The sequence below is a fragment of the Photobacterium sp. GB-50 genome (assembly GCF_003026755.1).
Taxonomy (GTDB): domain Bacteria; phylum Pseudomonadota; class Gammaproteobacteria; order Enterobacterales; family Vibrionaceae; genus Photobacterium.
In genome coordinates this window covers 29,273-51,425 of record NZ_PYNX01000004.1, presented here as the reverse complement: position 1 = coordinate 51,425, position 22,153 = coordinate 29,273, and the positions used below count along the sequence as shown (strand labels likewise).

Annotated in this window: 21 protein-coding genes; 9 read left to right on the top strand and 12 right to left on the bottom strand. The window is 39.5% G+C overall.

The features are described from left to right. Positions 1-731: 731 nt before the first annotated feature. Positions 732-2,015, top strand: a complete 1,284-nt coding sequence (gene drt2, locus C9J41_RS07345; protein WP_107294414.1) for an antiviral reverse transcriptase Drt2 — start codon at positions 732-734, stop codon at positions 2,013-2,015. A 70-nt stretch (positions 2,016-2,085) separates the two neighbouring features. Here the strand turns inward: drt2 and C9J41_RS07340 are convergent, their stop codons facing one another. The 6 genes from C9J41_RS07340 to C9J41_RS07315 all read right to left on the bottom strand — a co-directional run bounded on the left by C9J41_RS07340 (position 2,086) and on the right by C9J41_RS07315 (position 8,347). Continuing rightward, positions 2,086-4,284 carry an immunoglobulin-like domain-containing protein gene (locus C9J41_RS07340; RefSeq protein WP_107294413.1) on the bottom strand — a complete coding sequence of 733 codons (2,199 nt, stop codon included), beginning with the start codon at positions 4,282-4,284 and terminating at the stop codon, positions 2,086-2,088. A 501-nt stretch (positions 4,285-4,785) separates the two neighbouring features. Then, positions 4,786-5,619 carry a metal ABC transporter permease gene (locus C9J41_RS07335; protein WP_107208763.1) on the bottom strand — a complete coding sequence of 278 codons (834 nt, stop codon included), beginning with the start codon at positions 5,617-5,619 and terminating at the stop codon, positions 4,786-4,788. Beyond that, positions 5,616-6,374 (bottom strand): metal ABC transporter ATP-binding protein, encoded by a 759-nt coding sequence (locus C9J41_RS07330; RefSeq protein ID WP_107208762.1) that lies wholly within the window; start codon positions 6,372-6,374, stop codon positions 5,616-5,618. The genes C9J41_RS07335 and C9J41_RS07330 overlap by 4 nt, the downstream gene beginning before the upstream one ends. Positions 6,375-6,384: 10 nt before the next feature. After that, on the bottom strand, positions 6,385-7,275 hold the full coding sequence (locus C9J41_RS07325) for a metal ABC transporter solute-binding protein, Zn/Mn family (protein WP_107208761.1): 891 nt from the start codon (positions 7,273-7,275) through the stop codon (positions 6,385-6,387). 374 nt (positions 7,276-7,649) lie between these two features. Next, positions 7,650-7,847 (bottom strand): hypothetical protein, encoded by a 198-nt coding sequence (locus C9J41_RS07320; RefSeq protein WP_107294412.1) that lies wholly within the window; start codon positions 7,845-7,847, stop codon positions 7,650-7,652. A gap of 23 nt (positions 7,848-7,870) precedes the next feature. Beyond that, positions 7,871-8,347 (bottom strand): AraC family transcriptional regulator ligand-binding domain-containing protein, encoded by a 477-nt coding sequence (locus tag C9J41_RS07315; RefSeq protein WP_107294411.1) that lies wholly within the window; start codon positions 8,345-8,347, stop codon positions 7,871-7,873. On the opposite strand from C9J41_RS07315, the gene C9J41_RS22150 reads away from it, so the two are divergent. Beyond that, positions 8,308-8,529 (top strand): phytase, encoded by a 222-nt coding sequence (locus C9J41_RS22150; protein WP_369917493.1) that lies wholly within the window; start codon positions 8,308-8,310, stop codon positions 8,527-8,529. The two genes, C9J41_RS07315 and C9J41_RS22150, sit on opposite strands and share 40 nt — an antisense overlap. 1,232 nt (positions 8,530-9,761) lie before the next feature. On the opposite strand, the gene C9J41_RS21785 is transcribed toward C9J41_RS22150, so the two are convergent. Then, positions 9,762-10,010, bottom strand: a complete 249-nt coding sequence (locus C9J41_RS21785) for a hypothetical protein (RefSeq protein WP_158259672.1) — start codon at positions 10,008-10,010, stop codon at positions 9,762-9,764. A 190-nt stretch (positions 10,011-10,200) separates the two neighbouring features. Between C9J41_RS21785 and C9J41_RS07300 the strand changes: the two genes are divergently transcribed. Then, entirely contained in the window at positions 10,201-10,854 is a 654-nt protein-coding gene (locus C9J41_RS07300; protein WP_107208757.1) for a toxin-antitoxin system YwqK family antitoxin, read from the top strand. A gap of 136 nt (positions 10,855-10,990) precedes the next feature. On the opposite strand, the gene C9J41_RS07295 is transcribed toward C9J41_RS07300, so the two are convergent. The 3 genes from C9J41_RS07295 to C9J41_RS07285 are packed head-to-tail and all read right to left on the bottom strand — an operon-like array spanning position 10,991 to position 14,909. Continuing rightward, positions 10,991-11,836 (bottom strand): DmsC/YnfH family molybdoenzyme membrane anchor subunit, encoded by an 846-nt coding sequence (locus C9J41_RS07295; protein ID WP_107208756.1) that lies wholly within the window; start codon positions 11,834-11,836, stop codon positions 10,991-10,993. A 1-nt stretch (position 11,837) separates the two neighbouring features. Beyond that, positions 11,838-12,455 carry a DMSO/selenate family reductase complex B subunit gene (locus C9J41_RS07290; protein ID WP_107208755.1) on the bottom strand — a complete coding sequence of 206 codons (618 nt, stop codon included), beginning with the start codon at positions 12,453-12,455 and terminating at the stop codon, positions 11,838-11,840. 9 nt (positions 12,456-12,464) lie between these two features. After that, positions 12,465-14,909 (bottom strand): DmsA/YnfE/YnfF family dimethyl sulfoxide reductase, encoded by a 2,445-nt coding sequence (locus C9J41_RS07285; protein ID WP_107208754.1) that lies wholly within the window; start codon positions 14,907-14,909, stop codon positions 12,465-12,467. A 311-nt stretch (positions 14,910-15,220) separates the two neighbouring features. On the opposite strand from C9J41_RS07285, the gene C9J41_RS07280 reads away from it, so the two are divergent. Beyond that, positions 15,221-15,805, top strand: coding sequence for a molecular chaperone TorD family protein (locus C9J41_RS07280; protein WP_107294410.1), 585 nt, complete (start codon positions 15,221-15,223; stop codon positions 15,803-15,805). After that, positions 15,805-16,329: a 4Fe-4S dicluster domain-containing protein gene (locus C9J41_RS07275; protein WP_107294409.1), complete on the top strand. Its 525-nt coding sequence runs from the start codon at positions 15,805-15,807 to the stop codon at positions 16,327-16,329. The genes C9J41_RS07280 and C9J41_RS07275 overlap by 1 nt, the downstream gene beginning before the upstream one ends. A gap of 208 nt (positions 16,330-16,537) precedes the next feature. Here the strand turns inward: C9J41_RS07275 and C9J41_RS07270 are convergent, their stop codons facing one another. After that, entirely contained in the window at positions 16,538-17,038 is a 501-nt protein-coding gene (locus C9J41_RS07270) for a fasciclin domain-containing protein (RefSeq protein ID WP_107262159.1), read from the bottom strand. A 430-nt stretch (positions 17,039-17,468) separates the two neighbouring features. Between C9J41_RS07270 and C9J41_RS07265 the strand changes: the two genes are divergently transcribed. The 3 genes from C9J41_RS07265 to C9J41_RS07255 all read left to right on the top strand — a co-directional run bounded on the left by C9J41_RS07265 (position 17,469) and on the right by C9J41_RS07255 (position 20,233). After that, entirely contained in the window at positions 17,469-18,248 is a 780-nt protein-coding gene (locus C9J41_RS07265; RefSeq protein WP_107262162.1) for a 3-hydroxybutyrate dehydrogenase, read from the top strand. Positions 18,249-18,345: 97 nt separating this feature from the next. Next, entirely contained in the window at positions 18,346-19,470 is a 1,125-nt protein-coding gene (locus C9J41_RS07260; RefSeq protein ID WP_107247579.1) for a patatin-like phospholipase family protein, read from the top strand. A gap of 19 nt (positions 19,471-19,489) precedes the next feature. Further along, positions 19,490-20,233, top strand: a complete 744-nt coding sequence (locus tag C9J41_RS07255; protein WP_107294408.1) for an acetoacetate decarboxylase — start codon at positions 19,490-19,492, stop codon at positions 20,231-20,233. Between the two features lie 389 nt (positions 20,234-20,622). On the opposite strand, the gene C9J41_RS07245 is transcribed toward C9J41_RS07255, so the two are convergent. Then, a complete protein-coding gene (locus C9J41_RS07245) occupies positions 20,623-21,507 on the bottom strand; it encodes a LysR family transcriptional regulator (RefSeq protein ID WP_107292975.1) in 885 nt (294 codons plus the stop codon). A gap of 106 nt (positions 21,508-21,613) precedes the next feature. Between C9J41_RS07245 and C9J41_RS07240 the strand changes: the two genes are divergently transcribed. Further along, positions 21,614-22,153 (top strand): nuclear transport factor 2 family protein, encoded by a 540-nt coding sequence (locus tag C9J41_RS07240; RefSeq protein ID WP_107292974.1) that lies wholly within the window; start codon positions 21,614-21,616, stop codon positions 22,151-22,153.

Below are 22,153 nucleotides of genomic sequence, written 5' to 3'. Positions count from 1 at the left end.
TGTAAGCAAATATTGAAAATATATAGAAACTGCTCTCACAAAAAGCCAGCCTATACCATGCTGGCTTTTTGTTTATTTCGCTATTGGTAGCTTAATCGTTACCTTGCTCTTATAGCGTGAAATGATGCTTTTCAGATAAGGGCTTTATCTCTCTTGTCATTGCCCTGCCACTCACCTTTCCAACCATACAGACAGTAACAACTTATAACGCATAATACGATCCAATTTTTAAGACAACAGAAGGTTGGAATATAAACAGTTAGCACACAGTGACAACTAGATTTAATTCTTAACTACTTATATTTAAATACGTTTTTGACTCATTTCATTTTGGCAACGCATGTAAAATACGATGCCTACATAACAAGACAAAAGACATATCATTAATAAGGTTATTTTCATTGACATTCTTATAGTTATTACAGAAACTAACACCGCTTTTAATATTTGCGTAAGCAATTGATTAAAAGGTGCTTAACAGGCTGTCAAACCTGTCCAACAAGCTTGTTGTGCAGAATGACAGCAATGCATAGATGAGTGTCTTCATAGATACCTCCAGTGTTACTGTTACAGTGATAGCATATTCGATATTGAACATACCGCGGCTATTGGTAGTTTTTAAGGCTACGAATGACGGTCTCTGTACCTGTTAATATCCGAAGGAGCGCTCTGATTTTTCAGATGGAGCGCCGCAGTCCTAGCTCCTTCGGTTTTGCCCCTCTAAGGTAACAATGAAAATTCTAATTAAAGATTGGTTTAAACCTCGTAAGTATCTACATTTCGATCTACCTATAAACTCAAAAAAAGCATCAAAAATAGTTACAGACTCGGAAGTTGTTGCAAAACATGCTTTTTATCCTCTTATTAATTACGATATTGTAATTAATAAGATCACCAAAAATCCCATAACTAAAAATATTATGGTATTAGAACCTAAACTAAGACCGATTTCATATCCAGCTCATATTGATAGTCATATATATTCTTATTATTCTAAAATGTTAAACTATAAATATGAAAAAATGATAAAAGAAAATGGGCTAAGTGACTCAATACTTGCTTTTAGAACACTCGGTAAAAGTAATATAGATTTCTCTTTAAATGCATTTGACGAAATTAAGAAATTAGGTGAATGTAGTGCTGTTGCCTTAGATATTACTAAATTTTTTGACACATTAGATCATGAGATACTCAAATTAAAATGGTGCAATCTACTTGATGTTAAAAGACTTCCTAATGATCATTACAATATTTTCAAATCAATAACTAAATATTCTAAAGTAAAAAAAGAAGACTTATATAAGGCTCTAGGAATATCGTTAAATAATCCAAACAAAAAAAGACGTAGAATTTGTGAACCTCATGATTTCAGAGGGATTGTAAGAAAATATAAACTTATAAAGGTACATAAAGACTCATTTGGCATACCTCAAGGGACACCTTTAAGTGCTATGCTATCAAACATTTATATGTTTGATTTTGATTTGAAGATGAACTTTTTTATAACTCAATTAGGTGGTAAGTATTTTCGTTACTGTGATGATATTCTTTTCATCATCCCTAATGAATATAAAAATATAGTTGAACAAACCGCGTCCATTGAAATAAAGCACCTAAAGTTAGAATTAAATAACAAGAAAACAGAAATTAGAAACTTTCAATTTAAAAATAATAAATTGAAATCAGACAAACCTTTACAATACTTGGGATTCATCTTTGATGGAAAAGAAGTATATATACGCTCTTCATCTTTAGCTAGATACTCAAACAGAATGCATAAAGGTGTCAGATTAGCTAAAAAGACAATGATAAAATATAACAAAATAAGAATAGCTAACCAAGAAGAAGAAAGATTGATTTTCAAACGTAAGTTATATAGCCGATATTCTCACTTAGGTAAAAGAAACTTTATAACATACGGACATTCAGCAGCTAAAAAAATGAATAGCACTTCAATTCGTAAGCAATTAGCTCCGTTATTCGAAAGACTGAATTCAGAAATAAACAAAATATAATGTCTCTTTCACCTACAAAAAAGCCAGCACTTAACATGCTGGCTTTTCGTTTATTTAGCTATTGGTAAGCTTATAGCTTATCCCATGCGTCAGCCCAGTATAGGCTTGAACCCGGTGCGTATGAAGCGTTTGCACACCAGCCCGTGTAAGGCCATGGTTTACATTGGTATACGTTACCGTCTGTACCTAATACTTGGTCGCCCGCTTGGTACGCTTTACCCGCTTCATAAGCAGGAACGTCGGTCACTGGTGGCTCAACCGTACCTTGATCTTCTAATACAAACTGGTGACGAGATTCTACTTGCTCACCTTTTGATTGGGCGATCATGCGTAGTGAGTGTTTACCTTCCACTACGTTATTAAGTACCAGTTTAATCGCGCTGTTAGCGGCAAAATCAGCCGTGAAGTTACCGCCGTTTACTGGGTAACCCATTGCGTCAATCACATCAATCTGTACAGAACTTGCTTTGTTCGCGGTGTAATTCAGGTTCAGTGTCGCTGTGCCGTTTGTGATCTTGTAGCTGCTGTTTACGCCCGATAGAGATGCGGTGAAATCTGCTTCTGGTTGTGGTGGTACAACGCCGCCACAGTCGCTATCGCCTGCTTCACGCCAAACACCCCACTCACCCGTTGTGCCTGGTTCTTCACCTTTCGTATACCAACCCGCTAACCAATCTTTACCGTTATGGCTTACTACATCGCCTTCAACGTAAACAACATCTGATTGCCACGGATTAGTACACACGATAGAGCCATCGTTAACTACCACGGTACGCTTTACAGTTACCGTCTGGTTTGCGCTGTCTGTGATTGAGTAAACAAGTTCGTATTGACCCGCAACCGCAGTGTTTACAGTGCCAGATACTGTGATGTTTGCTGTTAGATCGCCATCTTCTGCATCCGATGCTGATACGCCAGCCATGACATCGAAGTTTTCACCGATTTTCACAACTGCATTTGCCACACCAGCGAAGGTTGGTAATGCGCTAAATACGGTTACTTTACGTGGTGATACGGTTTCATTGTTGTCTGAATCTGATACTGAGTAAGTTAGTACATACTCGCCTACACGTTGTGTATCTACCGAGCCAGATACGTTAATTGCTGATGTTAGGGTGCCGTCTTCTTTGTCTGTTGCTGTTACGCCAGCCATTGCATCAAAGTTTGTGCGGTGCTGAACGCGAGCATCCGTTAAACCCATGATCACAGGTTTACCCGGTTGAACAACCGGTGGCACTTGGCTGTGAATGAACGGGCCGTAAGTGTTAATAAAGCTGCTGTTGTACGCTTGACCTGCTTTATTCGTGCCGATATCCCAGTTGATAGACCATGTCATTACACCACGTAGTGGCTGAGATTGTGCTTCAAGGCGTTTGAATGCATCAAACAAATCTTGTGGGTCTTGTACGTAACCTGTTGCTGCGGCATCGATGTTGGTTGGAATACCAAATACAAGTTTATCGTGTGGGATCTTAGTGAAACCACGAGTACCGTTGATCAATGAATCAGCCATGTAGTAGATGAACTCTTCTTTTAGCGCATCATTATTTTGGGCAATCCAACCAATGCCTTCAATGTAAACGCCGTCACCACCTTGGTTGTAAAACTGTGGGTTGATCCAGTCGTAGTAACCTTCAAGACCTGTGATGTAAGGAATGTATTTGCCCGATTCTGTTAGGTACGGGAATTCTGGCGCCATGGTGATAAGGAAGTTTTTACCTTGTGCACGGTAGTGATCTTTAACCATACGCAGTGCCGCTGGAATAACGGTTTGGTTATCCGCCGCATCAATCGCTGCTTGCTCAAGGTCGATATCTAGACCATCGAAACCGTATAAATCTGTTAGACGAATGATTTCATCAGCGAATGCTTGCTCATCGCCTGTTTTCATTTCAACGTGCGCATCAGCGCCACCTAGTGCGATAAGCACAGAGCGACCTTGATCGTTAAGCGCTTTAATTTGGTCGATGAATTGCTGCTCGGTTAAACCCGTTTCCGCATCTAAATGAAACGTCGGAATACGGCCTTCAGCCACGTCGTAAACTTTCATGAAAGAAACATCAACCACGTTATACATTGGGTTAATGTCTTTTAGTGACATCGCAGGTGCATTACCCATTTTATAACCTTGGCCGTCAGCCCAGTTATGCCAGTAACCCACAACAACCCCGCCTTCAGGGTTAACCATTTTGTCACCCGCGTGAGCGGTAAAGCTAATTGCGCAAGACAGTGCCACTGCACTCAATGCAAATAGAGATGTTTTTTTCATGTTATTACTCTTAAAACGACATTGGATAGGCATGTATCTTTAATAAAAGTGCCTAAGATGCGTGGAGCATAACGGAGCTTGTGAGAATCCACAGTGGTGAGATGTAACAGAACATTATTACGGCACGCGGGATCGGTCTTTGATTGGTTCAAATTTGTGACATAGCTATCGTTATTTTTTTGGCGACACCAATATAGAACAGCGTTCAAAATTTAGACCTGCTTTCAGAAAAATATTTTTTTTGATTACCAACGATACTTTTTTGACGCCAAGAAGATCAAATCAGCTGATGACTAATAACCTAAAGAAATTAAAAACAATAACTTAATGCTCACTACGAATATTTACTCGTTACACTTTGTAACATTTACCGTGCAATTACGCAGAAATCTACCAATCATAAATGTAAAAAGCGTGGGTGACATGGGAAAAACAGGAAGAGGATAACGAGGGTATAGAAGTAGGTAGCAAGTAGAAGGGGCGCTTCTACTTGCTGTACCATTACGCGGCTTGAACAGCGCCTTTTTTGAAGAATTTCAGGATTTCTTTAAGCCCCAGTTGCAACGCTAAACAAATAGACGCGGTAACAACAATGGTGGCCCCTGACGGTAGATTCATCTGGTAAGAGAAAATCAACCCCGTTAACGTAAAGCCAAGGCACCATAAAATACTGTGGCACATCATGGATAACATCGATTTTGTATATTGCGCCGCCATGTACGCTGGCATGGTTAGCAGCGCCATCACCAATACAATACCCACCACTTTCACTAAGATAACGCTGGCAATTGCCACCAGCACTAATAATGATAAGTACATGCGTTTTACTTTAACGCCTTTACTCTGCGCAAAATCAGCATCAAAAGACATTAAGACTAGCGAACGATAGTTATAAATCGTGTAAGCACCAATGATGAGTACACTGCCCCCCATCAGATATAACGTCGAGACTGGAACAGTGAGAATACTACCAAACAGGTAACTGCTTAAATCTGCCCCATATCCCGGCGTTAACGCCATTAAGATGATGCCGATTGCCATGCCTAGCGACCAAATCAGACCGATAAAAATATCTAACTGCTCTAGTTTACGCTGACTTAGCACCCCTAATAACAAGGCATTAATCGAAGTAAATACCAAGGTTGTTGGCATTACCGCAGTGCCTGCATAGAAAGCTAACCCCACACCGCCGTATGCTGTGTGAACAATACCACCAGAGAGAAATACTAATCGATTGGTCACGACTAATACGCCAATAATGCCGGCAACAATGCTAACCAGCACTGCTGCAATTAATGCATGTTGAATAAAGTTATATTGTAAGAGCTCGATCATACTAAAGCAGGACTTGTTTTGTGATTGGTTGTAGTTGGCTGAACAAGATCTTGAAGAAAATGGCTGTTCACGCCGTATAAGTGTTGCAACATATCAGACGTTAATGCCTTACTCTGCTGCACTTTCATGGTTTGGTTTAGCCCTAAAATCACATCAATCTGATACTCTAAAATCCCCATATCATGGCTTACCACTAATACTGCAACATCTTTGGGCAGCGCTGATATCAAGGCAAAAAATTGTGCCGTCATGCTTGGATCGACATTACTGGTTGGCTCATCAAGGATTAATAACTTAGGTTGGGCAATCAACGCCCTAGCGACTAATACACGTTGACGCTGCCCGCCGGAAAGATCTTTAAACAGCGTATTTTCTATATGCTCGATATGCATTTGTTGTAATGCTTGGGTTAATAAGGCTGGCAGCGATGCCTTATCTTTTAGCTGCTCTGCATTGGCCCCCATTAATACTACGTCTTTTACTGTGACGGGTAATATTGGATTCAATTTATATTGTTGAGGAACATACCCAATAAGCGCTGGATGGCGACCGGGACGGTCACCAAACAGTGCGAGATTGCCCTGATAACCCGATAATATGCCCAGTAGTAGTTTGACTAATGTCGTTTTACCACCGCCATTGGGTCCAAGTAATGCACAACGTTGACCTTCGTAAAGCTCGAAGTTTATGTCAATTAATGCTTGATGGTTCTTATAAGCAAAACTGACATTCTGTACATCCACAATCTTTTTCATTTTTTCGCTCTTAATGATTCACGTTAGATTCAAACGCGTTCGCAACCGTTAGCAAGTTATTACCCCAATCTTCTGCAAGTGGGTTAATTGCCACCACTTTGCCGCCAATTGCATTCGCAATAACTTTTGCTTGTTCTTTTGAAAACTGCGGCTCAATAAAGATAACTTTAATGTGCTGTTTCTTTGCTGTATCAATCAGTGATTTTAGACGTTGCGCACTGGCTTCTTTACCTTCATTTTGAATAGGCAGTTGACGTAAGCCGTAATCTGTCGCGAAGTAACCCCACGCTGGGTGATACGTCATAAATTGATTATGTGCTGCAGGGATCTTCGCCATAATCGTAATTAAAGCATCATCAATTTGATTGATCTTTTTAGAGAATTTCAGATAATTTTCGCGATATTCTTGCTGGTGCTGAGGATCAATGTTAATTAATGCATCACGAATGTTCATGGCTTGAATACGCACAAGGGCTGGTGATAACCAAATATGTGGGTCTTTAATGCCTGATGCCTCAGGAATACGCTCACCATCGTCGTTATAATCCATTGGCATACGCTCAATACCTTGCTGGGTATCAACAATCGTTAGATCTTTTGCTGAGCTTTTAAATTTGTTTAACCAGCTTTTTTCAAATGGCACACCGATAGAAAAGTAAAGTTTACTCTTGTTAAGTAACACAACTTGGTTTGGTGTTGGTTCGTAATCATCTGGCTCAGCGCCTGCTGGCACCATTACATTGACATTAACATTATTCCCGCCAATTTCTTTCACAAAATACTTTTGTGGGGCAATACTTACCGTTACATCAATTGGCGCTTCTGCAGCCATTGCTTTTGATACTGATAACAAGACGCACAGCGTTGTCATCAATACTATAAATGAAGACTTCTTTTTCATTGATCTATTCCTAATCACGACATGAATAATCCTGAGGTAAACACTCAGAATTGTTATGTTATAACATTTCTTTGTTTTTAATAGTTCGAATATTTATAAAAGAAGCAGTATTAGTTAATTAATAACAATTAACTACCATTAAATATAATAGCATTAAATAACAACCAACCTTCCCCTCTTTTATTTTTTAATTAAATATCATAAAGATATTTAATTAAAAACGTTAACTCTCATTGTTTAATGTTATTATTCTTATTATCAGTGAAATCTTAATTATCGATATTGCTGGTTATTAATAAGTGCTAATTTTACGTGGTCGTGAAATTAGTACACCTTACTCTATATTACTAGACATTATAGAATAATTGACGTGATTAATTTGTCTTCCAACGGCGGATTGCACGGCGATAATTACTGACATCAAAAAATTGCATCTCTTGCGCAATTTGGTGATCATCCCATTGTTTTATCTGTTGTAAATATAAAGCATGCTGCTGGTTAACCTCGCCCAATAATGAACGGTAAGTATGATGATGTGCTTTTAATCGACGTTTTAGCGTGGCAGGGCTCATTAACATCATTTCAGATAACGCATTTAACGACGGGACTTGAACAAGGTTGAAGAGCTATCTTTCAAAGTGACATCCAGATACTGCTTGGGTAAATGCAAGGCAATCATCGGCTGATTGAAATTGACCTTCTCCCAATACATCTGATAATGCTCTTGCCATGGTGGGCATAACCAATCCACCATAACAGACCAAGGTAATTGGGTATCAGCTCGCCAATTAACTAACGATATAACCGAAGTAAAGACATACTCTGTTAACCAACGAAAATAAGCAATACGATCTCGGGAACTCAATGAAGCCTCAATCCCATAAGGATCTTCGACGAAAACATAAACGCCCGAATCATCAAATTGTGTGGTGAGTTTAGATAAAGGGAAGTAGCTCTCAGAGTAAAGCGCTATATTATTCATCAAGGTGTTGACGGTCGGGGCATGGATCAATATATGGCTAGTCGTCGGAAATACACTCGGGATCAATTGCTGCCCAAACAGAAAGCTCAATTCTGGAAACTGCTCTAACTTCGCTACATTACTATGCTGTTTCTGCCACGATTAGTGATCGTTTCCCGCAAGGATTATTCCTTGTTCAAGATGGCTATAACGTTGATGCCTCGTATGACGATCAAAATCAAAACTTCAAAATGGCAGACTGGCGTGACATCGCCAACGCATTGAAACAATAATGAATATAAAAAGGGCTTTGAATTCATCTTCAAAGCCCTTTAAGTATTGTTATTTACTAATAGTCCTATCAAATTATTTCACCATGTTGTTGCTTTTGTACATTGGTGAGAAAACAGGTACGTATAATTTGATAATTTTATTCATGATTGTAGACATGGTTAATTCCTCTGAAAATCAAGTATTAATAAAGTTAAAACAGCATACAAAGTCAGGTTTTATAAGCTTCAACCTTGCTGCTATGTGAGGAATTATAATCAGGCAGACTTAATTTAAAAACGAGAAAAACACCAAGTAAACATTAGATTAACTAATGCGAATAAGTTTTCATTTTGGCGTTATTTTTATTTAAAAAAGAGTCACAAGATTCACACTTAACCTATTGAAAACTTAAGTTCACCAGCAAAAAATCGCTGCTCACTGTCATTATAAGAGCGAGCATAAGTGCAAAATTTCAGGCAGCATATATTTATACTCACCCCACTCGATAGTTGGCACACCAGGTTTTGCTCATGGGCAACATTGCTAGAAATTAAACGTCCAATAACTAATGCGATATATGAGTTCTTCAATATAAACGTCTTTTTATTTATTATTGAATTAGCTTTTATTTTACAATTATTATTTTGTAAAAACATCGCAACCTTATATTTTCCATATCAATAAAGCCACAAATAAAAAATATAAAACCATTTATTTAAATAATTAAAAAATGACACTTATTAAACATATATTTAATTTTTAAGTTTAATTAAAAATAATATTAAATTTAGTTTTATTTTTTGTGACAAAGCTCAAATTTGTTACGAGAGTATAATATGGTTTTATTAAGAAAAAGCGCATGAATGCGATTTAAAATACGTAAATTTACGTTTTATACTTTAAGAAACACTACGAAAAACTAAGAAGTAGCAATAAAACGCTATGAAACTAATAAAAATACGGCTATATATTGTTCACTTATTATTAGCCGAATGAAACATATACTCGCTAAAACAAAATAATGAGTTATTTTTGTCTTATCTGTTGTCAGATATATCTATTAGTAGATCCAGATCGCTTTCATCATTTCTTTATATATTTATCACCAGTCCATAATATATAATGAGTTAAAATAATAATGAGTTTTAAAGTCTGTAAAGGTTTAGCAATGGAAATTCGTGAATTTAAGATAACAGGTATAATTCAGCAGGGAGCAAACCATCGAGAAATTGATTCGGTCATTAGCTCGACATCAAGCATCGAAGCTTTCAATACTTTCATTAATGAGAACCCAACGATCAGAGATGGATTCAGACTTGAATGCCATAACAATAGTGATCAGTCTGATACCGCGATATATAGCAACGCCAGTAACATGACCAAACTGACAATTTGTTTGGGCTAACATAGCCGGTACTGAGATAAAACGACCGCCTATATCATAAAAACTGTATCGTCGTGGATAGCCTCTCATAACGTTACGGTTTTTATTCATCAACACGTTAAATACTTCCCTCTTCTTATTGTGGTCGTTCTCGGAATATTAACAACAGCATTAGCGTACCACACCAACCTCAACGCTTTTATTTAGATCAAGCATTTCTTTCTTCTCTCTCACTTATTTACCGCTCAAGATTAAATGCTATGCATATACTCACGTTATAACTCAAGGTTCAACGTGGAGTAGCACCATGAAAATAACAACGCTGATCGCCTTATTCATGCTACTTTTCTCGCCGTTATCATCCGCTGCTATTCACAAAACATACTACCCCACAGGTGAACTAAGAAGTCTAGATAACTATGTGAACGGTAAGCTCGAAGGGCTACGAAAAGGCTTTTACAAAAATGGCGTGTTAAGAACTGAGGGCTATTTTAAAAATGGCAAACCCGAAGGCATGGTAAAGAGCTATTACGACAATGGAGCACTTCAGCTTGTTGGCTATTTTCGTAACGGCTACCCACATGGCCCCAGCAAAATTTATTATAAAAGTGGCGCACTCAAATACGAAGAAAACTATCTTAATGGGCAAACGCATGGGCTGTTAAAGGCTTACTACCAACATGGTGGGATCAAACTTGAAGAGAACTATGTTAATGGCAAACCTAGGGGAAGTTTAAAAGGCTACTATGATGACGGTACGCTAGAGTTTGAAGAAAATTACCGTAGAGGTAAGCTCAATGGCGTAGCAAAAAGCTACTTTAGAAATGGGCAATTAAAGGTTGAGGAATATTATGTTGATGGCAAAAAAAATGGGGTGGTAAAAATATACAACAAGCAAGGTGAGCAAATTGGTCGATTACGTTATAAGAACGATGAATTAATTGACAGCAATAAGCCATAGCTCATAGCTCATAGCTCATAGCTCATAGCTCATAGCAGCGTGATAGTTTTCCTATCATCCAAAATAAAAAATGGATAGGAACTCTCGCCCCTATCCATTTTATTCTTCATCAATATTTCGCTTATATGGCAGCGTATTACATACCAGCGCTTAAGTGCATGCCATAGAAGAAGCCACGGCCGATTAGCTCTGCTACCACAATCATGGTAAATGCCATAGCCATCGGTAGTACTGTTACATTTTTACGCTGAACCACAGGTAATAACCACAGCACCATTGCAGCGACGATTAAGACAATACGGGCTATCTGCAAGCTTGTGTGCTGTGGCACTACCGCTAATGCCGTCGTCACACTGGTTTCAATACTCGCTAGGTGCGATGAAAGCAACATCACAACCATTACTACCGCGAACATCCCCACCAACCCCATAACAGGTAGCAGCTTGTTCGCTACTGTGCTGTCATGTTTTGCCACTGATAACAGGAGTTGTGCCAATGCTGTACCGCTGATCAGCATAGTGATCACAAATGCTGCTGGCGTTAACGGTGTGTACCACGTAGGCACAGTATCAATCATGTATACCATGGTCATCGCATACATAAAGGCAACGCCCACCAGCATCGCACCGATCATTAGGGCTTTGCGGATTGCTACACTGCCAACGTTTAATACCGACAATAACCAGAACATGCCACCTAAAGCGAAGAACGCACTCCCCGTTGCAATTTCATTTGATAACCAAGAGCTACCCAGCATATTCAACGCATTCATTGCGCGCAGTGGGCTACCAAGGTGCATAATCGATGCAAGGAAACCCAATCCCATTATCGCCCATAAACCGAACATCGCTTTATGAAGACGCTTTTCTGCAGCGAGTGACAGTTGCTTTGTTAACATCATGGTAGCTAACACTAAAAATGCACCTACCGATGTTTGTGCCAATACCGTAAAGACGATAAGCGGCCATTCATGCCATGCCATATTACACTTCCTTCGGGTTAGCCAAGTGACCTGTGGTGTCTCCACAAGGACGCGCATGGCGGTTCGGTTTAATGATGATGTTTGGTTGCGTTAATGATGCTTTTGGTAGCGGTGCCACTTCTGCATGACTGCCGTATTTGGCACGTAGCTCTGCAATAGGGCCAAACTCCAACGCACGTAGCGGACAAGAATCAACACAAATAGGCTGTAGCCCTTGACCAACTCGCTCATAACAACCATCACACTTGGTCATGTGACCTTTTTCAGCATTGTATTGTGGTGCGCCGTAAGGACATGCCATGCCACAGTACTGACAACCGATACATTTTTCAGTGTCGACAACCACAAAGCCGTCTTCTTTACGCTTGTGCATCGCGCCGCTTGGACAAACTTTGGTACAAGCAGGTTTAGTACAGTGATTACACGCCATCGATACATAGTAAGAAAACACGTCTTGACGCCAAGTGCCGTTATCTTCTACCCAGTTACCACCCGCATATTCGTATACACGACGGAAGTTAACCCCAACATCTAAATCTTTGTTGTCTTTACAAGCAAGCTGACACGTTTTACAACCGGTGCACTTACTTGAATCAATATAAAAGCCGTATTGTTTCATGCTTTAACCTTATGCCTTTTTCACCAGTTGAACTTCCACTAAGTTAGTGTGCTGTGGGTTACCTTTCGCCAGCGGACTCGGACGCTGAGAGGTTAATACGTTGATACAGCCACCTTTATCGACTTTACGTTTATCAGGGGCATACCAAGCACCTTCACCCAGAGCAACTACACCCGGCAGAATACGTGGGGTGACTTTGGCTGGAATTTGAGTTTCACCGCGATCGTTGAAAATACGGATCAAATCGCCGTTTTCGATACCACGTTGCTGGGCATCAATCGGGTTAATCCACATTTCTTGACGTGCCGCTTCTTTGATCACATCAACATTGCCATAGGTTGAGTGACAACGGGCTTTGTAGTGGAAACCAGTTAACTGCAGTGGGAATTGCTCACGCTGTTTTGAATCCCAACCATCAAACGTTGACACATAGATAGGCAGTGGATGGATCACTTCGTCTTCTTGAAGTTCCCATGTTGCCGCTAGGTGTGCTAAACGCTCAGAGTAGATCTCAATCTTGCCCGATGGTGTGGTTAACGGGTTTTTCTCTGGATCTTCACGGAAGTCTTTGTAAGCAACAAAGTGGCCGTTTGGATCGCGACGCTTGTAGATACCTAGCTTACGCATGGTTTCAAAATCAGGCAGTGATGGATCTTGCTCACGAGTTAACGCATACAAGTGACGTAGCCATCCTTCTTGATCACGACCTTCGGTAAACTGCTCACCCACGCCCATGCGTTTTGAAATTTCAGAACACATTTCGTAAATACCTTTGGCTTCAAACTGCGGTTCAATCGCTTTATCGGCAAAAATGAAATACGGCATGTTGGCTGCTTTAGTATCCATACAGAAATCAGATTGCTCTGAGGTTGTAAGATCAGGCAGGACGATATCGGCATATTTTGCCGATGACGTCATGTGGTTATCAATCACCACAATCAGCTCACAGGCTTTGTCATCTTGTAAGATCTCGTGGGTTTTGTTGATATCAGAATGCTGATTGATCAAACAGTTACCCGCGTAGTTCCAAATCATTTTAATTGGTGATTTGAGCTGTTTAACGCCACGGACACCATCACGTAGATCGGTCATTTCAGTGCCGCGAACAATCGCATCTGTCCATAGGAACATAGGGATCGACGCTTCAATCGGGTTCGTTAAGGTTGGGAAACGGACAAACGGAATGTTGTAGTCAGATTCACGCGCCCCCGTACCACCACCGTTAATACCCACGTTACCTGTAAGCAGTGCTAACATTGCGATCGCACGACAGGCAATTTCACCATTAGCGGTACGCTGTAAGCCCCAGCCTTGTAATACCGCACAAGGTTTGGTTGAGCCAATTTCACGGGCGGTTTTAATAATGGTATCAACCGGAATGCCGGTAATTTTTGCTGCCCACTCAGGGGTTTTCACAATACCGTCTTCGCCTTCACCTAAGATGTAAGACTTGTAGTCACTCTTCGCTGGCGCTGATGCTGGTAAAGTTTTCTCATCGTAACCGACACAGTATTTATCCAAGAATGGCTGATCGACCAAATCTTCTTTGATCATCACATACGCCATTGCCGCAACAAATGCTGCGTCTGTACCTGGACGAATTGGGATCCACTCATCTTCACGACCACCCGCAGTGTCGGTATAACGAGGATCAACCATGATCATGCGCGCTTTTGAACGCTCTTTTGATTCCATTAAGTGATGGATCAAACCGCCGCCAGACATACGAGTTTCAGCCGGGTTATTACCAAACTGTACAATTAACTTGGTGTTTTCAAGATCAGAGAACGAGTTACCCGCCCCCCAGCCACCATAGGTGTAGTTAAGGCCTTCTTTGATTTGTGCTGTTGAGTAGTCGCCGTAATGATTTAAGTAACCACCACATAGGTTCATCATACGTGCCACAAGCGAGCCTGCTGGCGGCCATGATTTAGTAACGGTGCCGCCAAGCGTACCTGTACCATAGTTCAGATAGATCGCTTCGTTACCGTGATCTTTGATGATTCGCTTCATATTGTTAGCGATTTCATCATACGCCTCATCCCATGAAATACGTTTGAATTTACCTTCACCACGATTTCCGACACGTTTCATTGGGTACTTCAAACGATCAGGGTTGTAAACACGGCGACGCATTGAACGGCCACGTAAACACGCACGCACTTGGTGATTACCGTATTCATCATCACCTGTGTTATCGGTTTCAACCCATTTGATTTCACCATCAACCACATGCATACGTAATGGACAACGGCTACCACAGTTAACGGTGCACGCACTCCAGACGATTTTTTCATTCACCGCTTGCTCTGTCGCGGCAGCAACAGGGCTTGATTTAAATGGCAGGGTCATGGCGCTGGCAGTCGCAGCCAATCCACCGACAGCACTCGACGTTTTCATAAAATCACGTCTTGATAGGCCACCGGAAATCATTGCTTTCAGTGTGTTTTTCATAGGACAACTACTCATAAAAAATGCGAAAAGACTCTCGCGGTCTTTTTCTGGGCGTTCTTTTACACTGAAATTACAGAGAGAATTATTGCGCTAAATCAACAAATCGTATTTGCAATATGAAATTCCATAATTGTTAAATCACAACTGAGAAGTTAGTCACAAATTTATACAACATGAAATTTTCACCAATATTTAACAAACATTTAATAACATAATTAAATGCAATTGCTTGTTTTGTTTTTTTGACCAAGCGCAATTTTTTCCGCTTATGAACTCGGTATGCTCCGCCAAAAATTTATCAAGTATTCTCTATGCATTACGAAGCTACACTTTTTCGCCTTCTTGGTGGTCTTTTGTTCTACTCACCAACATCAAACAATGGCACAGCCATCTTGCAAGCCTTCACAGATCAAGATGATGATTTATTAAAAAATATTGCAGAGCTTGCCCGTGTTGTTAACACGGAAAATCTCGAAGCTGATCACTTTCAATTACTGCAAGGCAGTGGTGATATGCCATGTCCACCATGGGGATCGGCGTATTTAGATAAAGAAAATGCCTTATTTGGCTCATCAACATTGGCATACCGTGAGTTTACTCGCCAACAAGGTTTAGCCTGCGATACGGGTATGCGAGAGCCAGAAGATCACATCGGTTTAATGCTAATGCTGGTGTCGTTATTACTTGAGCAAGATAATCAAGCAGCAGCAAATCAGTTGCTCAGTGAGCACCTAATGCCCTTTGCGCCTTTCATGCTTGAAAGCATGCAGCAACATGCCCAAACCGCTTTTTACCAACAACTGGCCGCTTATACACAGGCATGGTTAAGCATCTATTGTGAAGAGCAACAGTTACAAATCGCATCACACCGTAACTACTGGCAAGAGAGCGAATAATGAAAACCGATAGCACCGAATCGATGCCTAACGAACATGAAATAAACCACAGTCGCCGTGGTTTATTTCGTGCGCTGTCGCGCGGTGTATCGCAATCTGCCAATACCCTAAAAGCTGACAGTATTAATACAGGAAGGCCACTCGGTGCTGTCGAAGAAAGCCTATTTTCTCGTTTATGTAATAACTGCGAAAAGTGTGTCGCGGCTTGCCCACAGAATATCTTGGCAATGGGAACAAGTGGGCCTGTAATGGATCTGAGTTTTAACCATTGCACCTTTTGCCAAGCCTGTATTCATGCTTGTGATACTCAAGCACTGAATACTCTTAACACCACAGATACAGGCTGGCGTCCAACTTTTAGTAAAAGCTGTAACGCTAAGATTTTTGATAATTGCCAAGAGTGTGTTGATGATTGCCCCAAACAAGCACTCAGCCTTATCGCTAACAGCACGCCAATCTTAAATGATGATTGTAATGGCTGCGGTGAATGTCTATCGAGTTGTTATATCGGGGCGGTGTCTTAATTATATTCTGCGCTCGAATGTTCCTTTTACTCTAAGTAACATTCGTTCTAAAAAGATAATAATGTAAGTTAATTTATTGCAAGAAAAACACTTTATTTATCAAATAACAAAATGGATAGCAGCATTAGCTCCTATCCATTTTTATATTAAGGCTAAACACATTTATCAAGGGGGAATCAATACAGTGATATTATTTAAAATATGTTATCTAGTTACTTGACGGTATTAATACGCTATCAATTACGTGAATTACACCATTACTGGCTTTCACATCGGCGTTAATAACCTTTGCATCATTAATCATTACGTTGCCGTTATCGACAGTAATATTAACTTTCTGACCTTCAAGTGTTGTCGCGTCATTTAATTTAACCACATCATCTGCCATAACTTTTCCAGATATAACGTGGTAAGTGAGGATATCAATCAACTTTTGTTTATTCTCAGGTTTTAACAATGTTTCAACAGTACCAGCAGGAAGTTTACTGAATGCTTCATCTGTTGGCGCTAATACGGTAAATGGCCCCGTTCCCTTGAGTGTATCAACCAGACCCGCGGCTTTTACGGCAGTAACAAGCGTGTTGAATGATCCATTTCCAACGGCAATATCAACAATATCCTCTTTCTCTCCATGATGCCCAGCTTGAGCATTAACACTGACTAAACTTCCTACTAGAATTGATGCTGAAATAAGTACTGTTTTTAACATGGTTAACCCTCTAACGACTAAGAAATTAAATGGTTCAATCTCATTTACGTATTCATTTTTTAGAAGGATCAACAACGGGTGAGATAAATTTTACTTCGTAACGAATCTATCACAAGAAACTAGCAATAATTAAATGAATAAACGGTAGTCCATATTTTATATTCTTAAATCAACCCCTTTAAAATAATAACCACTTCATCAACCACTGTTATTTATTATAAAAACTTTTCTTTATATTGAAATTTAGGCATCACTTAATACTGACGCATTAATACTTAATCGATGTTGAACAAATTAAAAACAAAATAATTATTACACTTTTAATTAATTGAAAGTTTACATTACTTTTTTGATCGCTTTTTAATTCTGTTTCTTATGTATATTAAATATAACACCGCTTAAAAATTACACAATATAAAAGGGGTTATATATGAAATTAGAAAATAAAGTCGCTATTATTACAGGTGCAGCAAGTGGAATTGGTCGCGCTATTGCTTTTGAATATGCTAAAGAAGGCGCTAAAGTTATTGTTGCTGATCTCGATATTGATGCTGCTGAAAAAACGGTCGCTGAAATCAAAAATAACGGTTCAGAAGCGCTCGCTATTTCAATGAACGTGACTAATGAAGAACAAGTCAATAATGATATTCAAACGGTTATTGATAACTTTGGTCGAATCGATATTTTAGTTGCTAATGCAGGATATCAACATATCGCGTCTGTTGAAGAATTAACTTATCAACAATGGAAAGATTTACTCTCAGTACACTTAGATGGTGCCTTCTTAACAACTAAAGCGTGTTTAAAACACATGTACAAACAAAAATCAGGCTCAATTATTTATATGGGCTCAGTTCATAGTAAAGAAGCCTCCAAATTAAAAGCCCCATACGTTACAGCCAAGCATGGTCTGATTGGCTTATGTGAAGTTGTTGCCAAAGAAGGCGCTGAATATAACGTGAGAGCGAATGTTATTTGCCCTGGTTACGTTAAAACCCCCTTAGTCGAAAAACAAATTCCAGAGCAAGCAAAAGAATTAGGCATCACTGAAGATGAAGTAATTAAAAATGTGATGTTAAAAGATACGGTTGATGGCCAATTTTCAACAATGAAAGACATCGCGCAAGCCGCTGTTGTTTTTGCTAGCTGGGAAACTAATGCCTTAACAGGGCAGTCTCTTGTCGTTAGCCATGGCTGGTTTATGCAATAACACTATTCACTGTTTAATCCCCCTCTGACTTTGAATTTTAATTTGACGGTTCAAAGTCAGTAACACGTATTTAGCCATTTTCTATAAGGCATTACCCATGCAGAAAAAAACCAATAAAAAGATTGTTTATGTCTTCCAAGGTGGCGGAGCGTTAGGCTCTTACCAATTAGGGGCATTTCAAGCGTTAAATGAAAAAGGTTTTGACCCAGATTCTATTATCGGTATTTCTATTGGCGCGATTAATGCCGCCATTATTGCGGGTAATAAACCAGAAAATAGATTGAAAAACCTTGAGATATTTTGGGAAAGAGTGACCTCTTCTATTTCTTTTTCAAATCTCTTTTTTAACGTCGATAATAAAATGAAAAACTGGGCAGATGCGCAACAAGCAATATGGCAAGGTCAACCCGGATTTTTTAAACCTAAATTATGGCCCAGCGAATTTGAAACGTATAAAACATCAGAGTTAAGTTACTATGACACCTCACCGTTAAAAGAAACACTCAATGAACTGATCGATTTTGATTATTTAAATCAAAAGCAAATTAGATTAAGTCTCTGTGCGGTCGATCTTGAAAGTGGTGATTTTAAAACATTCGATAGTTTTCATGAAACCATCACAGCTGAACATATTATGGCAAGTGGTGCGATGCCACCGGGTTTTCCACCTGTTGAAATTGATGGAAAATATTATATCGATGGTGGGTTATATTCAAATACACCGATTATGTCGATATTAGAAAGAATATTAAATAACCCTGATGGTCGTCGAAATAAACTGTGCTTCATGGTCGACTTGTTTTCAGCCAAAGGTGAATTACCAACCAACATGAATGCATTAGCTGAAAGAGTGAAAGATATTCAATTTTCTTCAAGAACTCGAAGAGCATCTTATCTTTATTCAACCTCTAAAAATCTGTGTTCTGCTATTACTTACTTAACGCAATTTTTATCGGAAGAAGATAAGAAAGATCCAAAAGTTCAAGAAATATTAAAATTAAGTCATACCAATAGCCTCGAGATTGTTCATTTAATTTATAAGTCTCAACAGGCTGAACTTGAAAGTAAAGACTATAACTTCAGCAAAGAAAATTATTATCGCCATCGAGATAATGGTTACAAAGACACTCTCGCACTTTATCAAAAAGATCATAAACAATGGTTAATCGATGAAAATGACAACGATATCCATATTTATACACTAGATGAAGATCTTCTTTAAAAACAGATAGAGATAAATTATGAAAATAGAACAAATAAAAAGTAATGCTTTTTCTATGCCGATCACAACCCCTTCGGCACCTCTCATCGATTATAAATTTAAAAATAGAGAGTATCTGATCATCTCTTATGAAACTGACATCGAATTATTAAAAGAAGTGGTACCAGAGCCCTTAAAAGTGATCAGTAATGTGGTGCATTTTGAATTTATGAAAATGCCAGATTCAGCTGGGTTCGGAAGCTTTAAAGAATCAGGTCAAGTGATTGAAGTTGAGTACAATGGTAGGAAAGGACTTTATAGTCACCTGATGTTTGTTGATGATGTCGCCTCTATTGTAGCCGGCAGAGAAATTTGGGGCTTTCCTAAAAAATACGGTTTTCCCTCACTCGATGTCGATGTTGACACCCTCACTGGGCGATTAAAATACAATCAAACCGACGTCGCTATTGGCACAATGGGCTATAAATATTACGAAGGTGATACTGCTGCAACAAAATCAGCACTCGAAACCACACCTAATTATATTTTAAAGGTAATCCCCAGTGTGACAGGAAAAGGCACTGACGTTTGCCAATTAATTGAATATTACATGGCAGATGTAAACGTTAAAGGCGTGTGGACAGGCCCAGCAGCGCTTCAGTTATTCGAACATGCCTTAGCGCCAGTTGCTCAACTACCTATCAAAAAAGTCGTTGGGGGTAAGCATCAAATCGTCGACTTTACGCTTTCATACGGTAACGTTTTGTTCGATTATCTTAAATAGTTTTATTCTATATTCATTACTATAAATACATTTATCCCTAAGAAAATCATCAGATAATACTATCGTTATCCTCATAAATAAGAACAGGCATAACGACATAGCTTATGCGATGATTTTCTTATCTTACTTTAAAAGATTCATGCTTGTGATACTCAAGCACTGAATACCCTTAACACCACAGATACAGGCTGGCGTCCAACTTTTAGTAAAAGCTGTAACGCTAAGATTTTTGATAATTGCCAAGAGTGTGTTGATGATTGCCCCAAACAAGCACTCAGCCTTATCGCTAACAGCACGTCAATCTTAAATGATGATTGTAATGGCTGCGGTGAGTGTCTATCGAGCTGTTATATCGGGCCGGTATCTTAATCTTTTATCTTCTCTGACTGTTATTGAGTTAAGTGCTGCTTTAAAAAATCAATAAAGCATTGAATGCGATAAGGGATATAAACATCTTTTGGGTACACCGCATACATAGGTAGTGTTTGCTCTTGGTATTCAGGTAACACTTCCACTAATTTACCCTGTGCTAATCCTTGAGATGCCATCCAAGGCGGAAAAATCCCAACGCCTAAACCACATAATGTCGCTTCTAATAACACATCACCATCATCGCATTTCAATGCCCCACTGACAGCCACCGCATGGGACTGTCCATTGCCTGTTAGCGTCCACGTTTGCTGTGCGCTTAAACGTGAATAAAGCAAACATTGATGCTTGGCTAAGTTAGCGGGTATTAAAATTGGCTCCGATTTATCAATATAACTCTTTGATGCATAAAGCTTGAGTGGGTTATCCATCAAGTGGCGCGCAACCAGGTTCGAATCTTCGAGTTTGCGGGCACGAATGGCTAAATCTACCCCTTCAGTAATTAAATCCACATGACGATCACTGACTAATAGCTCAACCGAGATATTCGGATATTGCGCAAAAAACGTTGGCAGTAATGGGGTTAATAAAATACGCCCGAATGCAACAGGTACTGCGATACGAATATGTCCCGCCAATTGCTGAACATCATCATGAAGGCTGGCTTCTGTTTCCTCAACTTGCGCCAAGATCCGTAAACAACTTTCAAAATAGCGGCTCCCTGCAGGTGTAAGGGAGTGATCTCGACTACTACGTTTAAGTAACTTAACGCCTAAGCTCGTTTCTAATGCGGCAATCCGTTTACTGATTGTCGTTTGCGTCGTATTTAACTCTCGTCCTGTGGCTGAAAAACTGCCCGTTTGTACCACTCGCACAAACGCTTTCATGGCTTCAAATCGATCCACTTAATTATTCCAAAATTGAATAGATGGTATTCACATTATCATAGTTCTCAAACTTTTTTGCATAACTATACTAAGCCTCAACAACACAAAATACGAGACTAACCCAATGGATATGCAACAAAAACTTCAAGAACTCCTCGATAAACAAACCATTACTGAAGTGATGTTTCGCTTTGCTCGCGCCCTTGATCGTGTCGATGGGACTTTGATGAAAGAAACGTATTGGGAAGATGCGATTGAAGAACACCAAGATCCTATTTTCCCTGAGCTATTCTTTTACAACGACAACGCACACAAATTTGTCGATCCTGCAATGGAAGGTTTTAAGCAGCTTAAGGCAACTCAACATCGTATCAGCAACCCGTTAATTGAAATTGAGGGCGATAATGCGACCGCAGAATGTTATGTCTGGGCATATCATCTCCATGAAGAAAATGGTGTCGATAAAGAAGGTATTTTAGGTGGTCGTCATCATTTCAAATTTGAACGTCGTAACGACATCTGGAAGATCAAACATCGCTCAACCGTCTTTGACTGGAACCAAAACCAAGTAGCAACTGCGATTTGGTCGGAAAATTACGATAATAAATACAAAGGCAAACGCGATAAAAGTGATGAAAGCTATCAATATCTAACTCGTCAATAA

Bases quoted from the DNA above. Each gene is read 5' to 3' on its own strand.
- drt2 (WP_107294414.1), top strand. From the start codon at position 732: ATGAAAATTCTAATTAAAGATTGGTTTAAACCTCGTAAGTATCTACAT.
- C9J41_RS07265 (WP_107262162.1), top strand. From the start codon at position 17,469: ATGAAATTAGAAAATAAAGTCGCTATTATTACAGGTGCAGCAAGTGGA.
- C9J41_RS07300 (WP_107208757.1), top strand. From the start codon at position 10,201: ATGAAAATAACAACGCTGATCGCCTTATTCATGCTACTTTTCTCGCCG.
- C9J41_RS07320 (WP_107294412.1), bottom strand. From the start codon at position 7,847: ATGAGCCCTGCCACGCTAAAACGTCGATTAAAAGCACATCATCATACT.
- C9J41_RS07325 (WP_107208761.1), bottom strand. From the start codon at position 7,275: ATGAAAAAGAAGTCTTCATTTATAGTATTGATGACAACGCTGTGCGTC.
- C9J41_RS07260 (WP_107247579.1), top strand. From the start codon at position 18,346: ATGCAGAAAAAAACCAATAAAAAGATTGTTTATGTCTTCCAAGGTGGC.
- C9J41_RS07280 (WP_107294410.1), top strand. From the start codon at position 15,221: ATGCATTACGAAGCTACACTTTTTCGCCTTCTTGGTGGTCTTTTGTTC.
- C9J41_RS07290 (WP_107208755.1), bottom strand. From the start codon at position 12,455: ATGAAACAATACGGCTTTTATATTGATTCAAGTAAGTGCACCGGTTGT.
- C9J41_RS07285 (WP_107208754.1), bottom strand. From the start codon at position 14,909: ATGAAAAACACACTGAAAGCAATGATTTCCGGTGGCCTATCAAGACGT.
- C9J41_RS07335 (WP_107208763.1), bottom strand. From the start codon at position 5,619: ATGATCGAGCTCTTACAATATAACTTTATTCAACATGCATTAATTGCA.
- C9J41_RS07240 (WP_107292974.1), top strand. From the start codon at position 21,614: ATGGATATGCAACAAAAACTTCAAGAACTCCTCGATAAACAAACCATT.
- C9J41_RS07275 (WP_107294409.1), top strand. From the start codon at position 15,805: ATGAAAACCGATAGCACCGAATCGATGCCTAACGAACATGAAATAAAC.
- C9J41_RS07295 (WP_107208756.1), bottom strand. From the start codon at position 11,836: ATGGCATGGCATGAATGGCCGCTTATCGTCTTTACGGTATTGGCACAA.
- C9J41_RS07340 (WP_107294413.1), bottom strand. From the start codon at position 4,284: ATGAAAAAAACATCTCTATTTGCATTGAGTGCAGTGGCACTGTCTTGC.
- C9J41_RS07330 (WP_107208762.1), bottom strand. From the start codon at position 6,374: ATGAAAAAGATTGTGGATGTACAGAATGTCAGTTTTGCTTATAAGAAC.
- C9J41_RS07255 (WP_107294408.1), top strand. From the start codon at position 19,490: ATGAAAATAGAACAAATAAAAAGTAATGCTTTTTCTATGCCGATCACA.
- C9J41_RS07270 (WP_107262159.1), bottom strand. From the start codon at position 17,038: ATGTTAAAAACAGTACTTATTTCAGCATCAATTCTAGTAGGAAGTTTA.